The organism is Peteryoungia ipomoeae (genome assembly GCF_004912165.1).
GTDB lineage: Bacteria > Pseudomonadota > Alphaproteobacteria > Rhizobiales > Rhizobiaceae > Allorhizobium > Allorhizobium ipomoeae.
On the sequence record NZ_STGV01000002.1, the window covers coordinates 245807 to 259677 of the forward strand.

17 protein-coding genes, 1 tRNA gene and 1 riboswitch are annotated in these 13871 nt (G+C 61.9%); of the genes, 11 read left to right on the top strand and 7 right to left on the bottom strand.

Annotated features, from left to right (window positions below; translation table 11 throughout):
• The first annotated feature begins 40 nt into the window (after positions 1 to 40).
• Both FAA97_RS07590 and FAA97_RS07595 read left to right on the top strand, forming a co-directional pair.
• On the top strand, positions 41 to 301 hold the full coding sequence (locus FAA97_RS07590; RefSeq protein ID WP_136597935.1) for a type II toxin-antitoxin system prevent-host-death family antitoxin: 261 nt from the start codon (positions 41 to 43) through the stop codon (positions 299 to 301).
• Positions 298 to 750 (top strand): growth inhibitor PemK, encoded by a 453-nt coding sequence (locus FAA97_RS07595; protein WP_136597936.1) that lies wholly within the window; start codon positions 298 to 300, stop codon positions 748 to 750. The genes FAA97_RS07590 and FAA97_RS07595 overlap by 4 nt, the downstream gene beginning before the upstream one ends.
• Positions 751 to 753: 3 nt before the next feature.
• Here FAA97_RS07595 and FAA97_RS07600 read toward each other — a convergent pair whose 3' ends face one another.
• Together FAA97_RS07600 and FAA97_RS07605 are read right to left on the bottom strand one after the other, a co-directional pair.
• A complete protein-coding gene (locus FAA97_RS07600; protein WP_136597937.1) occupies positions 754 to 1392 on the bottom strand; it encodes a YitT family protein in 639 nt (212 codons plus the stop codon).
• A gap of 112 nt (positions 1393 to 1504) precedes the next feature.
• Positions 1505 to 2443: a class I SAM-dependent methyltransferase gene (locus FAA97_RS07605; protein WP_136597938.1), complete on the bottom strand. Its 939-nt coding sequence runs from the start codon at positions 2441 to 2443 to the stop codon at positions 1505 to 1507.
• A gap of 153 nt (positions 2444 to 2596) precedes the next feature.
• On the opposite strand from FAA97_RS07605, the gene FAA97_RS07610 reads away from it, so the two are divergent.
• Genes FAA97_RS07610 through FAA97_RS07620 form a run of 3 tightly spaced genes read left to right on the top strand, consistent with a single transcriptional unit; the run spans position 2597 to position 4749 of the window.
• On the top strand, positions 2597 to 2863 hold the full coding sequence (locus FAA97_RS07610; RefSeq protein ID WP_136597939.1) for a DUF6460 domain-containing protein: 267 nt from the start codon (positions 2597 to 2599) through the stop codon (positions 2861 to 2863).
• A gap of 2 nt (positions 2864 to 2865) precedes the next feature.
• On the top strand, positions 2866 to 3363 hold the full coding sequence (locus tag FAA97_RS07615) for a CAP domain-containing protein (RefSeq protein ID WP_136597940.1): 498 nt from the start codon (positions 2866 to 2868) through the stop codon (positions 3361 to 3363).
• 36 nt (positions 3364 to 3399) lie between these two features.
• Positions 3400 to 4749 carry an MATE family efflux transporter gene (locus FAA97_RS07620; protein ID WP_136597941.1) on the top strand — a complete coding sequence of 450 codons (1350 nt, stop codon included), beginning with the start codon at positions 3400 to 3402 and terminating at the stop codon, positions 4747 to 4749.
• Here the strand turns inward: FAA97_RS07620 and FAA97_RS07625 are convergent.
• A complete protein-coding gene (locus FAA97_RS07625; RefSeq protein ID WP_136597942.1) occupies positions 4725 to 5813 on the bottom strand; it encodes a quinone-dependent dihydroorotate dehydrogenase in 1089 nt (362 codons plus the stop codon). The genes FAA97_RS07620 and FAA97_RS07625 overlap by 25 nt on opposite strands.
• A complete protein-coding gene (locus FAA97_RS07630; RefSeq protein ID WP_425467408.1) occupies positions 5813 to 6238 on the bottom strand; it encodes a DUF952 domain-containing protein in 426 nt (141 codons plus the stop codon). The genes FAA97_RS07625 and FAA97_RS07630 overlap by 1 nt, the downstream gene beginning before the upstream one ends.
• Positions 6239 to 6280: 42 nt before the next feature.
• Here FAA97_RS07630 and FAA97_RS07635 point away from each other — a divergent pair, with 42 nt between their 5' ends.
• The 5 genes from FAA97_RS07635 (at position 6281) to FAA97_RS07655 (ending at position 9493) form a co-directional block, all read left to right on the top strand.
• The gene (locus FAA97_RS07635; RefSeq protein WP_136598311.1) at positions 6281 to 6694 is read left to right on the top strand and encodes a hypothetical protein; all 414 of its coding nucleotides are present in this window, start codon (positions 6281 to 6283) and stop codon (positions 6692 to 6694) included.
• 127 nt (positions 6695 to 6821) lie between these two features.
• Entirely contained in the window at positions 6822 to 7469 is a 648-nt protein-coding gene (locus FAA97_RS07640) for a response regulator (protein ID WP_136597944.1), read from the top strand.
• 127 nt (positions 7470 to 7596) lie between these two features.
• Positions 7597 to 8268: a S24 family peptidase gene (locus tag FAA97_RS07645; RefSeq protein WP_136598312.1), complete on the top strand. Its 672-nt coding sequence runs from the start codon at positions 7597 to 7599 to the stop codon at positions 8266 to 8268.
• Between the two features lie 12 nt (positions 8269 to 8280).
• The gene (locus FAA97_RS07650; protein WP_136597945.1) at positions 8281 to 8997 is read left to right on the top strand and encodes a thermonuclease family protein; all 717 of its coding nucleotides are present in this window, start codon (positions 8281 to 8283) and stop codon (positions 8995 to 8997) included.
• 82 nt (positions 8998 to 9079) lie between these two features.
• Positions 9080 to 9493, top strand: a complete 414-nt coding sequence (locus tag FAA97_RS07655) for a tellurite resistance TerB family protein (RefSeq protein WP_136597946.1) — start codon at positions 9080 to 9082, stop codon at positions 9491 to 9493.
• 9 nt (positions 9494 to 9502) lie between these two features.
• On the opposite strand, the gene FAA97_RS07660 is transcribed toward FAA97_RS07655, so the two are convergent.
• Positions 9503 to 10360, bottom strand: a complete 858-nt coding sequence (locus FAA97_RS07660; protein ID WP_136597947.1) for a transporter substrate-binding domain-containing protein — start codon at positions 10358 to 10360, stop codon at positions 9503 to 9505.
• A 97-nt stretch (positions 10361 to 10457) separates the two neighbouring features.
• Between FAA97_RS07660 and FAA97_RS07665 the strand changes: the two genes are divergently transcribed.
• Positions 10458 to 12413 carry a glycosyltransferase family 2 protein gene (locus FAA97_RS07665; protein ID WP_136597948.1) on the top strand — a complete coding sequence of 652 codons (1956 nt, stop codon included), beginning with the start codon at positions 10458 to 10460 and terminating at the stop codon, positions 12411 to 12413.
• Positions 12414 to 12445: 32 nt separating this feature from the next.
• Here FAA97_RS07665 and FAA97_RS07670 read toward each other — a convergent pair.
• A tRNA-Gly gene (locus tag FAA97_RS07670) sits at positions 12446 to 12519 on the bottom strand.
• 85 nt (positions 12520 to 12604) lie between these two features.
• Positions 12605 to 13702: a 2'-deoxycytidine 5'-triphosphate deaminase gene (locus tag FAA97_RS07675; protein ID WP_136597949.1), complete on the bottom strand. Its 1098-nt coding sequence runs from the start codon at positions 13700 to 13702 to the stop codon at positions 12605 to 12607.
• A 75-nt stretch (positions 13703 to 13777) separates the two neighbouring features.
• A riboswitch (SAM riboswitch) is annotated at positions 13778 to 13856 on the top strand.
• Positions 13857 to 13871: the final 15 nt, after the last annotated feature.

Sequence of the window (13871 nt, forward strand, 5' to 3'; positions counted from 1 at the left end):
AAGCTGCTATGTTCCGTAAGTTACGGAAAAGGATCAGCCCATGGTGCGCGTGCCCGCATCCGAGTTTCAGAAGAATTTTGGCGAATGGCACGAACGGATCTACCAAGGTCCTGTCGAGATCACGCGCTATGGCAGGCCGACCGCCTATCTCGTCTCGGCGGAGATGTTTCAGCAGCTGTGGGAACGGTTCAGGGTCAGCCTTCCGGTCGAAGCCCTCGGCATCGACGAGATCGACGCCGTGCTGAAGTCGGAGGTGGCGACGGATGAACCGTATGATCTCGACGACCTCCCCAACGGATGAAGATCCCGGCCGAACCACCCATCGGCCATGTTGTGGCCTACGAATATCTGTGGTCGAGCAAAGCCGGGCGACGTCAGGACGGAGAGAAGACCTATCCGACAGCACTCCTGCTGGCGAAGAAGGATGAGTTCGGCTCAACCATCGTCTATGCGCTGGGCATTTCGCACATGAAGCCGCAGGCTGGCCGACGTGCGCTGCAGGTCCCCGAGAAACTCTGCCGTCATATCGGTCTGGATGATCGCCCGCAGTGGATCTATACCGACGAACTCAATCTCTTCGTATGGCCCAGACCGGATTTGCGCCCCGCCCAGTGGATCTCGCGGAAGCGCCTGGTAGAGGATACATGCGTGCTCGGCGCTCTGCCTCGCGACTGGTTCGATCTGGTCAAGCAGCACTTCGCTGAAAGCTACCGATTGCGCCAGCTCGCCCCGACGAAACGCACGGAGTGAAAGCTATCTCAGCGCGATATAGCGGTCCGAGCGGTGGTTGATGGTGAGGAAGAGGTTCAGGACAACGGCGCCGACGATGGAGTAGAGCACCACCGAGGGGCTGACGACGGCGAAGGCGAGTGCCATGATGCAAAGATCGAAGGCAAGCTGCACAAGGCCTGCGCGGACGCCGAAGCGATCCTGGACATAGACCGCGAGGATGCCGAGACCGCCGAGGCTGGCGCGGTGGCGGTAGAGCGCGAGAAGGCCGAAGCCCAGGAGAAGCCCGCCAAGGATCGCCGCCCAGATCGGCGCGATGCTCTGGATCACGAGAAAGCGGCTCTCGATTTCGACCAGGAAGGATGTCAGGCCGACGGCAAGGAATGTCTTCAGCGTGAAATCCACGCCGACGCGCCGCAGGGACAGGATGTAGAAGGGCAGATTGAGCACGAAGAACAGGAGACCGAAGCTCCAGCCGCTCCAATAATGCAGGACAAAGGCAAGGCCCGCCATGCCGCCGGTGAGCAGCCCGACCTGAGCGAGGAAATAGAGACCGAGTGCGGCAATCAGGCTGCCGGCCACGAGGCCCTGCAGGTCTTCCGCAGGCGTATGGCGGGCGGGGTTGGAATTCCAGATGCCCAACATGCTCGTCAGATGCGCCATGACACGTCTCCAGAATGGCTTTTCGATGAGAAAATACCGTAAGAGCACTGGAAAACAAGGGTGATAGGTCAGCAAACCTGACCTATGCTGCAAATCGCAAGAAAGCTGCGTCTCAGGGGTTGTGCGTCGCAACAAACAGGATGCCCTGGAGCGGTTTTCCGCCATCCTTGCGAATGGTGGTTCTGTGCAGGGTGAGCAGACTGAAGCCATGTTCGGCCAGGCGGGCGCCAACATGGCTTTCGGTGTGCGCATAGCGCAGGCTTGGCAGCAGGTCGAAGCCCTCCCCTTCGCCTGCATCTTCAACCGAAAAGGCAAAGAGACCGGCGGGGCTTGCGAGGCGGGCAGCCAGCGCGAAGGCCGGGCCGAGATCGCCGAGATACATCAGCACATCGGCGGCGGAGACGAGATCGGCGCGATGGGGCGAGAGCTCGCCCTCGAACAGGCCGGACTGGCTTGCCTCGAGCGAGAGATCGGCCCGTGCGAGCAGATCGTACAAATCCTTTTCGGCGGCTTTGGCCAGCATGTTGGCCGAGAGGTCGAAGCCTTCGAGGCGCGTGACGCGGGTGCGGATTTCCGCTCCGAACAGGCCTGTGCCGCAGCCGAGATCGACCGCGAGCGCAAAATGCCTGTCGTCATGCGCGACAATCAGTTCGGCCAGCTTTTGCGGCACCGAATAATCGAGGCGCTCGACGAGTGACTTGTCGAACCGGTCGGCATAATCGTCGAAAAGGGCTTCGACGTAGGCAATTGGCGGGGCCTCGGGCACGTCTGCGGCGCCGAGCAGGGCCAGTTTCAGGGTCACGCCGAACATATCGATCGCTTCTGGATCCGTGATGCGACCCAGGGCTTCGATCGCCTTTTCCGGCCTCCCGGCTTTCACGGCATAATCGGCAAGCTGAACGAGGCCGGCCGGCCAGCTGGGTGCCAGCTCCAGCGCCTGCTCCATCAATTCGACGGCTGCCTCATGTTCGCCATTCTCGGCAAGCATGCGGGCATAATCGGCACGGCGATCAGCGATGACATCGCCGGAGGAGAAATGGGTGGGGTGCATCGGTCCGTATCCCTGGCGCCTTCCAGCATGGGAGGGCGCGCGGTCTTGACCGATCGGTGAAAAAAACTCAAGTCCTATTCGTTGGACGGACCGGCATGGCTTGCGGCGGGATAAGCTGCAACCCATATCCGCGGCTGGAACAGGAGACACAAGATGGCTGATGGCATGAATCGATTTCTCGGCGACACGCCGGGCAGGACGCTGGTCAAATTGATCGTCGTGTCGCTGATCGTCGGCTTCGTGATGTCGATTTTCGGGCTTGCACCGATGGATCTCGTTTACGCCATCCGCAGGTTCGTGCTCGATCTCTGGCACACCGGCTTCAACGCGCTGGGCGATATCGGGCAATATCTGTTGATCGGCGCGACCGTGGTCATTCCGGTCTTCATCATCCTGCGCCTCTTTGCCTCGCGGAACTGACGATGAACCCAGCAGCAATCAACCGGCGCCACCTACTTCTGGCAGGCGCCGGCCTGACGGTTTCCGTGCTTGCCAGCTGCCGAACCTCTGATGTGCTGAACCCGGGCGACGGGCAATCCCGCATCGAGACGGCAAAATCGCTTGAGATGGTCAATGCGCTTCGTGCCGACAAAGGCCTGTCGCGGCTGTCGCGCAATGCTAGGGCAGAAGTCGCAGCGGTTGCGCAGGCCAAGCGCATGGCGCGCGCCGGCGAAATGTCTCACCTCATCGGCTTTCGCGACAGCTTTCTGGAGCGCATGAAGGGGCATGACGTGCCTTTGCCGGCGGCGGAAAACATTGCGGCCGGTCAGGACAGCGTGGAGCGCGCCGTGCAGGCCTGGATTGATTCCAAACGCCATCTCGACAATATGCTCGGTTCCTTCAACGGGCTTGGTGTTGCCGTTGCCTGGGATAGCGCTTCCGCCAACCGCCCCTATTGGGCCATGGTGCTTTCCGCCTGAGTGATTCTCCCGCTCCGGCCCGACGCCGGAGTTTTTATGGACAGAGCATCGCCGACCGCCCCTGCCCGAGCAATCGAGGTCAGCCACTGCAGCGTTCTTGCCATCGCCGTGCCGATGACGCTCGGTTTCGTTACGACGCCGCTGCTCGGGCTGACGGATACCGCGGTGGTCGGCCGCAGCGGTGCAGCGGCGGACCTGGCGGGACTTGCCATTGCGGCGGCGCTGTTCGACCTGATGTTCGCCAGTCTCAACTTCCTGCGCGCCTCGACGACGGCGCTGGTCGCCCAGGCGCAGGGGCGCGGCGAAGCGGAAGAGCTGTTCGGCGTGTTCTGGCGTTCGATCGCACTTGCATTGGGTTTCGGCCTCCTCATCCTCCTCCTCTCGCCTGTCATTGTGGGCTTTGGCCCTGAGCTCATGGGGGCGGAGGGCGGCGTGGAAACGGCAGCGGTGACCTATATCGGCATCCGCATCCTTGCAGCGCCCGTAACGCTTGCGAATTTTACCCTGCTCGGCTTTGTGCTCGGGCGGGGCTTCGGTCGCGTTGGGCTTGGGCTGCAACTTCTCCTCAACGGCACCAATATCGTGATGTCGATCCTGCTCGGCATCACCTTCGGTTTCGGCATCGCGGGCGTTGCTTGGGGCACCGTGATCGGCGAGACCGTGGCGATGCTGGCCGGCTTTGCCTTCCTCTTCCGCCGATACGGCGACGAAGCGAAACCGAAGCTCCACCTGCTCAGCGACGGAGCGAAGCTTCGGGCGCTCCTGCGCCTCAACCGGGATATCCTGATACGCACCTTCTCGCTGATCACGGCCTTTACCGTGATGACGCGGATCGGCTCCGGTTTCGGGGCGGTGACGCTGGCGGCCAATGCCGTTTTGATGAACTTCTTCATGATCGCCAGCTTCTATCTCGACGGCATGGCGACGGCGGCCGAGCAGATCAGCGGCGAGACCATCGGCGCGCGGCAGCGGAGCGCGTTTGAGCGTGCGGTCAAGCTCACCGGGCTCTGGTCCTTCGGCTTGGCGGTCTTCAGCGTGATCTTCTTCCTCACCCTCGGCCCATCGATCATCGCCTTCATCACCACGGCAGGCGATGTGCGCGAACTCGCCGAAATCTACCTGCCCTATGCGGCACTGACGGCGCTCACCGGGGCGCTGGCCTTCCAGATGGACGGTGTCTTCATCGGCTCCACCTGGTCCACCGACATGCGCAACATGATGCTGGTTGCGCTTGCCGGCTACCTTGCGACGGTTGCGATCCTGGTGCCGGCCTTCGGCAATCACGGTTTGTGGATCGCGCTCAACGTCTTTCTCGCCCTGCGCGGGCTGCTCCTGCTTTGGCGACTGAAGCCGAAGACCGATCAGACCTTTACCGACAGCCAGTGATCAAGGCGGGTGTCGCGCAGATCGCGGATGGTATCGACCTTTTCGCGATCGAGCAGCTGCGACAGCCCCTTGACGATGCGGCCCGGCAGAGCCGGCCCCTCGTAGACCATGCAGGAATAAAGCTGCACGAGATCGGCACCGGCGCGGATCTTTTCGAGCGCCGTTTCCGCCGAGGACACGCCGCCGACGCCGATGATCGGCAGGGCCGGGCCGACGCGCTTGCGCATGCGGGCAAGGACAGCGGTCGATTTCTCAAACAGCGGGGCACCGGAGAGACCGCCCGCCTCACCAGCGATGCTTGTCTCGATCAGACCTTCGCGCGACAGCGTGGTGTTCGACACAATGAGGCCGTCGAGCGGATGGGCAGCTATGACCTCGGCGATATCGTCCATGCCCTCCTCGGTGAGATCGGGCGCGATCTTCAGGAAGACCGGCAGGCGACGGCCGGCGCGGATCGCCTCCTCGTCGCGCGCGGCAAGGACTGCTGCAAGCAGAACCTCAAGGCTTTCCTTGGCCTGCAGATCACGCAGGCCCGGCGTGTTGGGCGACGAGATGTTGGCGGTGAAATAGGTGGCGACGGGATAGAACTTGCGGATGCCTTCGACATAGTCGGCAACGCGATCCAGCGCATCCTTGTTGGCGCCGATGTTGACGCCGACGATGCCGGGACGGGTGCTGCGCGCCGCAAGCCGGGCAAGCGCTGCCTCGTGTCCCTCATTGTTGAAGCCGAGGCGGTTGATGACACCGCGATCGCGCTCAAGACGGAAGACGCGGGGCTTGGGATTGCCGGCCTGCGCCTTCGGCGTCAGCGTGCCCACTTCGGCAAAGCCGAAGCCGAGCGACAGGAGCGCGTCCGGCACCTCGGCGTTCTTGTCATAACCAGCGGCCATGCCGAGCGGATTGGCAAAGCGGATGCCGGCAACCGTCTGGGCGAGACGCGGATCGGCCGCGGGCGCGCATTGCGGAACAAGCCCGGTCTTCAGGGCTGCGATCGACAATCCATGCGCCGTTTCCGCATCGAAGAGGAACAGGCCGCGGCGACCGAGGGAGAAGAGATCGAGCATCAGTTGACGTCCTTGGCAAAGAGATCGGGAAACACATGCAGCCCATCCGGGCCGACCGGCAGGGGCCGCTCCCAGAGAACCGCATCAAGGGGCAGATCGGCGAAGAGATGGGGGAAGAGATCGCCGCCGCGCGACGGCTCCCATTTCAGACTGTCGCCGAACACCAAGGCATCGACCGCGACGAGCATGAGGCCGGTTTCACCAGCGAAATGCAGGCGGGCGGTATCGACGGCCTGGGCGGCGGTGGAAAAATGAATGTAGCCATCCTTGAGATCGATGGGTGCACCCTTGAAAACCCCGAGGCTGCGCGCCTCCTGCCACAATTCCATCGGGACAATCTTGTAGATGATCTTGTCCATGGTCCGATCTCTCCCAGATCCTAGAGGGTTGGCCGCGGTTTGCCGCAATCCGGCGCAAATGTCCACGGCGAAGGCACCATCAAAGGGCCAAAGGAGGCTTTCATGTCGATGCAAACCCTGAGCACTGCAACTGTTGTCCTGATGCTGCTTGCGCCAGTGGTCCAGGCACAGGAGGCGTCCAGCGAGCGCTACACGCTGGAAAAATCCGAGGGCGGCTTCGTGCGGCTTGACCGCCAGACGGGCGCCATGGCGCTTTGCAAGGAAGCCGATGGCAGCCTCACCTGCCGAATGGCGGCCGACGAGCGCGCCGCCTATGACGCCGATCTGGCGCGCCTGGAGAAGCGGGTCGAGGCGCTGGAGGCAAAGCTTGGATCCGACACCGCTCTCAAAAGCGATGACCTTCCCAGCGACGCGGAGATCGACCGTTCCATCGGCATCATGGAGCGCTTCATGCGCGCATTCTTCGGACTGGTTCAGGAGTTTCGCGCGGAAGAAGAACAGGAGACACCCCAGCGAACCTGATGAATATCAAGTCCTTGACGGCATTCGCCCTTCGACCATTGTCTGATGGCGCATCAAGCGCTAAAAGACGACACGGCGACCGCTTGCAGCACGCCAGATGACATCGCTCTTGGGAGGGGGCCATGACATGACAGCATCCACATTCATCATTGCAGACGATCATCCGCTGTTTCGCGGCGCGCTGCGCCAGGCCTTGGTTGGCATCGATGGCGAACAGACGATCATTGAAGCCGGTGATTTCGACACTGCACGCCAGGCCGCGGTTCAAACACCCGATGCCGATCTCATGCTTCTGGATCTGGCCATGCCCGGGGTCTCGGGTTTTTCCGGCCTGATGGCCTTGCGCGCGGAATTCGCAAGCCTTCCCCTCGTCATCGTCTCCGCCTCTGACGACAATGTGACCATTCGCCGGGCGCTCGAACTTGGCGCTTCCGGTTTCATTTCAAAATCGGCTGGTATCGAGGAGATCAGAGCGGCGATTGAGACCGTCCTCAGCGGCGAGATCTCAACACCACCGGGCTATCAGGACGGCCAGGAAACGGATCCTGACGTGGCCGACCTTATCAGTCGGTTGCGAACATTGACGCCGCAGCAGAGCCGCGTGCTGGGCATGCTGGCCGAAGGGCTGCTGAACAAGCAGATTGCCTATGAGCTTGGCGTTTCCGAGGCGACCATCAAGGCGCATGTTTCGGCGATCCTCCTGAAGCTGAAGGTCGACAGCCGCACGCAGGCCGTTATTCAGCTGGGCAAGATCAACATGGCGATGGTCGCCTGACAGAAGCCGCCATCGCAGCATCAAGGATTTTATTCCTTTTTGCTTTACTAGCGCTGCCAGGGCATTTATGATCCATGCACTGCCGGACTTCATTCCATCAGGCCCGGCGCTGGAGCAGCGCGCAATCATGCTTTCGCACGACAGCATATGGGCCGCGATTGATCGGCTGGCCGAATCCAATTCGCTGACGCCATCGGGTCTGGCGCGCCGCGCCGGGCTTGATCCCACGTCTTTCAACAAATCCAAACGCGTGGCCGCCGATGGGCGGATGCGCTGGCCATCGACGGAATCGATCGCCAAGGTGCTGGAAGCCACGGGTGCCAGCCTGGACCAGTTCATGGGATTTGTGGCACGCGACAGGATAGAGAACAGACATTTGCCGTCCGGCGCATTCCCGTCGCAGCCAAGCCCCATTCCGCTTCTCGGCATGGCACAGGCCGGTGCCGGCGGCTTTTTCGATGACGGTGGTTTTCCGGCAGGACAAGGCTGGGACATCGTGGAATTCCCCACGGCACCGGGCGCCGGCGGCGCCAGTGTCTATGCGCTTGAAGTGCAGGGCGACAGCATGAAGCCGCTCTACCGGGACGGGGACGTACTGATCGTCGAGCCGGGCGCACAGGTGCGGCGCGGCGATCGTGTGGTCGTCAAGACCCGTGAGGGCGAGGTCATGGCCAAGATCCTTGCCCGGCAGTCGACACGCAATATTGAGCTGCAATCGTTAAACCCCGAGCACCCCACGCGGCTGATCGACATGGCCGATGTGGAATGGGTGGCCCGGATTGTCTGGGCAAGCCAGTAGGAAGATTGCCGGATGCGCCGCCTGATCACAACAATTGCCGGGATCACCGGCGTCGTCCTCTGGGCCTATCTTGTTACCCTTGGCGCTGGCCAATTGGCTAATCAGCCGGTCGAATACGACATGCAGGATCTTGAGGTGCCGGATCTCGATGAATTGCGGCTGCCGGAAGCCGGAGCAATCCGGCCGGAGGCCTCCCCTGCCCTGCAATCGACAACCGCCGAGGCCGTGCGGCCAGTCCGCGCCATCGAGCCCGAGATCTTCGGCTATCCCGCTTTTGCGGCGGCCTCCGACCTTGAGCGTATCGAGGCGCGCACGCCCATGCAGGTCGCGACACGGCCGACAACAACAGTCGTTGTATTGCACCGACCGGCAAGCCCTGAGGCCGGCATCCTGGCCTTTGGTGAGCAGCAACGGATCCGGCTGCGCGATATCTCCGCAACAGACGCCGAGAGGATCTGCCGCGGTTCTGCCGGAGGAACCTGGCCTTGCGGCGAGATGGCGAAGACCCAGCAGCGCCAGTTTATTCGCAATCGATCCGTTACCTGCGAGGCCGAAGGTAGCGAATGGCAAGGAGAGATCGTCTCCCGCTGCTGGATTGGTGCCCAAGATGTTTCCGTCTGGCTCGCCAGGCACGGATGGGTCGAGGCACGGGAGGACTCCGCCCTTTCAAACTTCACCGAGATGGCAAGGGCCGAAAGGCGGGGACTGTTCGGCGACGACGCACCCTGAGCGTGGGCGCAGCCTTTGCCCCTTGAAACCCGGAGATCGCCTCCCCATTCTTGGGACAAAACAACAGGATGCTGACTGAGCCATGACCGAACACGTCTCCCCGGAAGAAGCGCTGATCTTTGTGATGGTGATGGCATCCGCCGTCGACAATGCCATGGCGGAACGAGAACTGGCCCGCATTGGCCAGCTGATCGACATTCTTCCGGTTTTCAGCGCCTACGACAAGCAGACGCTGATTGCGACCTCCCAGCGCTGCGCCGCCATCCTGTCCGGTCCGGAGGGGCTGGAGATTGCACTGGAAACCGTTCGCGACGCTCTCCCCAAGCGCCTTTACGATACGGCCTATGCATTGGCGGTCGAGATCGCCGCGGTCGATCTTGCGATCAGGCCGGAAGAGTTCCGCTTGTTGAGGCTGCTGCGCGACAGGTTGGATCTTGACGCGCTCACCTGTGCAGCCCTGGAGCGGAGCGCCTCTGCCCGCTACCGATCTCTTTAAGCCGCCGGCTTAATAAAGACCGCTTGGGAAATAGCGCAGGTAGATCTCTTCAAGCCGTCCGTCGCGCGAGACGGCGGCAAGCGCGCTTTCGAGTGCGGCAGCCATGCGGACATCCTGCCCGTTGACCATGACCGTCATGCCTTCACCGAGGAAGCGCTCCGAGAGGTAAGGTCCGCCCAGCCGCTCGCAACAGCCATCGCTCGCAGGGCTTGTCATCCAGAAAGACAATTGCAGCGCATCGGCAAACACGGCGTCCACGCGTCCAGCCTTGAGCGCCTCAAGCATGGCGCCTCGATCGGAAAAGCCGGTGACTTTCACGTTCGGGAAGAAGGCGCGCAGCATCGCTTCGTGTGCCGTTTCCTGCACGACGCCAACCGGCTTTCCGAACAGGGCGGTCGCATCCGCGCGCTCAAGCCTGGTTGCCTTGTTGCGCAGGAAGCGCGCGGGCAGCAGCATGTAAGGGCGGGTAAACTCAAATTTCTCCCGCAGTTCCGCCGTCACGGAAACACCGGCGAGAACCGCGTCCCCCTGCCCGCCTTCCAAGGCGGTGGCGAGCCCCTCATAGGGCAGCGCCTGGATCTGGCATCGGTTCTGCATTCCCAGTTCCGTGCAAAGCGCTCTCGCAAGATCGACGTGAAACCCCACGAGGCGCCCGGATTGATCGGCGAAGTTGAACGGCGGGAAATCGGCGGTCGTCAGGAACCGCAATCTCGCCATGTCGCTGACATCGGGACGGGCAATGCGCTCGCGTGCGTCGAACATCACGGGCAGTTCCGGCTCCTGAGCCAGAACGACGCCGGAGTGTGGACCGATGATGAGGAGGAGTGCAGCGAGAATTCGACGGAGTTTGCAGATCTTCCCCACCATTTCTAGGGATGAAACTTTTCCGAGTATCGTTAACATTTGCTACCAAAGTGGGGACAGGGGCGTTGGCCTAGAGGCCACGTGTATCAGTTTGACTTGGATGTGGGAAGAAGACCCGCGGACGACGCGACTGCGCCGTCCGCCAGAAGACGCGCGCGCAAAGGGAGGCGGCGAAGCTTTCCCGGCCTTGCCACAGAGCAATGCCGGAGAGATCGCCCGTCGGGCAGCGCTCATCGATGAAGCCCGATTGCTGCAACGCTTGGGGATCTCCAAGCCCCTGATCCAGACGATGGCCGACCGGGCCTTGCGCCACCATACGACGATTGAGCAGGAACTGCTGGCAAGCGGCGTCATTCGCGAGGACGCCTATTATGGTGGCATCGCGCGCATGTTCGGCTTTCAGTTTATTGAGGAGGTCCCTGCCTCGCTCGTTACAGAAGTCACAGGGATAGACAGCCAGCTTAAAACTCCCCGCCTCATTCGCCTTCACGGGCCTGGGCAGCCCCCGCTTGTCGTCGTGGTGCCGGAAATCAGAGGTGCCGAAGCTCTCGCGCGTCGGCTGCGACGCAAACTCGGCGGACAGGAAACGATTGCCATAGCGACGCCAAGCACTGTGCGATCAGCCGTCTGGACGGCGGGCCAGGCACGCCGATCGCAAGAGGTCATTGGCCGGCTTTTCGAGAAATCGCGCGACTATTCCGCACGCCTGGTGATGACTGGAGAGCAGGGTTTCTCCGGCGGAGTGTTCCTATCCTTCCTGATCTTTCTTGCCGTCCTGGCACCGATTTTGGCCTTCAGCGTCCTGCATGTTTTTCTCTCCCTCTTTCATCTCGCCGCACTTTCGCTGCGCGCCTGTCTTCTGCACGGAGAAAAGCAACGTCGAAAAGCACCACCGCCTGATCCGGAAGCTATGCCACGACGGATGACAGAACCGCTTCCGGTCTACACCGTTCTTGTGGCCATCTACCGGGAAGCAGGCGTCGTGCCGCAGCTTCTGGCGGCCCTGTCGGCACTGGATTGGCCAAGAAGCCTGCTCGATATAAAGCTGGTCTGCGAGGCGGACGATGAAGAGACGCTTTCAGCCATCGAACGCGAACGGCCGGGTCCGCAGTTCGAGATCGTTCGCGTTCCGCCCTGCCACCCGCGAACCAAACCGAAGGCGCTTTCCTATGCCTTGTGCGGCGCGCGCGGAGAATTTCTGACGATCTACGACGCCGAGGACCGGCCTGATCCGGGACAACTGCGTGAGGCATACCACGCCTTCCGCACGGGCCCGGCCGATCTTGCCTGCCTGCAGGCGCCGCTGATCATCGCGAATGCAAAAGACAGCTGGATCAGCGCGATCTTCGGGCTCGAATATGCAGCCTTGTTCCGCCGGTTGCTGCCAGCACTTGCACGGCAGCGGCTGCCTCTGCCGCTTGGCGGCACGTCCAACCATTTCAAGACCGCTATCCTTAGAGCATGCAACGGCTGGGACCCGTTCAACGTGACGGAAGACGCCGATCTCGGCATGCGGCTCTACCGGCTTGGCTATCGCGCTGCGACACTGACCTGCCCGACATTCGAGGATGCGCCCACGACCTTCAAGGTTTGGCTCGGCCAACGCACGCGATGGTACAAAGGCTGGCTGCAAACCTGGCTCGTGCACATGCGCAACCCGCGGAGGGCCGCGCGCGACATGGGACTGATGCCCTTCATCGTCTTCCAGCTGCTCGTCGGCGGCATGCTGGTCGCCGCACTGAGCCACCCGGCGCTGATCCTGTTCCTCGGCACGACGATCGCTGCCCTGCTATCCGAACCAGCGCAGGAGCCTTCTCTCTTCACCTCGATCATGTTCTCGATCGATCTTGCCAATATAGGCGGCGCCTATCTGATATTTTTTGCGATGGGCAGCACGGCGATGAGCAAGCGAGAGGTAAGATCGGTGGGGCTGCGCTGGCTGCTGCTGCCCGTCTATTGGCTGGGGGTTTCACTCGCTGCCTGGAAAGCCGTCTTCGAACTGCGCTTCCGGCCGTTCTACTGGAACAAGACCCCGCATGCACCCAGCGCTGGGTGAGGAAGCTTGAGGGAGGGAGCTGCAAGATGGGCTGGAGCGGGTGAAGGGAATCGAACCCTCGTATTCAGCTTGGGAAGCTGCTGCTCTACCATTGAGCTACACCCGCGACCTGCAGAGAAATCCAACAGTTCGTGGCCAGTGTCAAGCGTTGTAGCCGGCCCTTGGTCAGGGGCCCGGGGCTCGAGGACTGATCAGGACTGGCGGAAGTGCTTTGACAATTTCAGCCCTTGTGCCTGGTAATTGGAGCCGAGGCCTGTGCCGTAAAGGCCTTGCGGGCGCTCCTGCATATGCTCGTAGACGAGGCGGCCGATGACCTGGCCGTGTTCGAGGATGAAGGGCACCTCATGGCTGCGGACTTCCAGAACGGCGCGGCTGCCGGAGCCGCCAGCAGGGGCGTGGCCGAAGCCGGGATCGAAGAAGCCGGCGTAGTGCACGCGAAACTCGCCGACGAGCGGATCGTAAGGCGTCATTTCGGCGGCATAGAGCGGCGGCACATGCACGGCTTCGTTGGAAACGAGGATGTAGAACTCATCGGGATCGAGGATCAGCTCACCGCGACCGCGGCTGTAGAGCGGTTCCCAGAAGTCGAGCACATCATGGGCGTTCTTGCGGTCGACATCGATGACCGAGGTATGGTGCTTGCCGCGATAGCCGATCAGGCCATCCGGGCCTGAACCATTGAGATCGATCGAGAGCGCGATGCCGCCGCCGGAAATGTTGGGCATGTCGCTTGCAACCAGCGTTTCCGCCTTGTGCAGGTCGAGCAGTTCTGTTTCACCGAGCAGTGCATGGCCGACGCGGAAACGGATCTGCGATAGGCGGGACCCGCGACGAACGATGATCGGGAAGGTGCGCGGGGATATTTCGAGGTAGAGCTGACCCTTGTAGCCGGCCGGCACCTTATCGAACTCCTGGGCGTAATCGACCATGACACGCGTGAAGATATCGAGGCGGCCGGTGGAGCTCTTGGGATTGGCCGAGGCCGAAATTTCAGCCGGCAGGTCGAGGCTCTCCATCAGGGGCACGATATAGACGCAGCCGGTTTCGAGCACGGCGCCATTTTCGAGATCGATCTCGTGCAAGGTCAGGCGCTCGAGCTTTTCGGCCACCGTGCTGTTGCGCCCCGGCATGAAGCTGGCGCGAACGCGGATGGCCTTGCCGCCGAGCCGCAGATCGAGGCTTGCCGGCTGGATCTGGTCCTTATCCAGCATGGCCTCGCTTTTCAGCTGGCCCTCACCGAACAGAGCCCCGATGGCGCGGTCGGACAGAATCCCTGGTCTCGTGGTCATTTCTTCTCAATCCCGTTCGAGCACGACAAAACCAAAGCCCACCAATTGACGCAAGGCCTGCGAAGGCGTATGGCAGCCTTATCCCGTGGTGATTTGGCCGGTCGGCTTGCAGCCACGTTAAACAAGTGGCTAAATAGACCGGGTTTACAAAACCGGTCCGTTTTCGCGA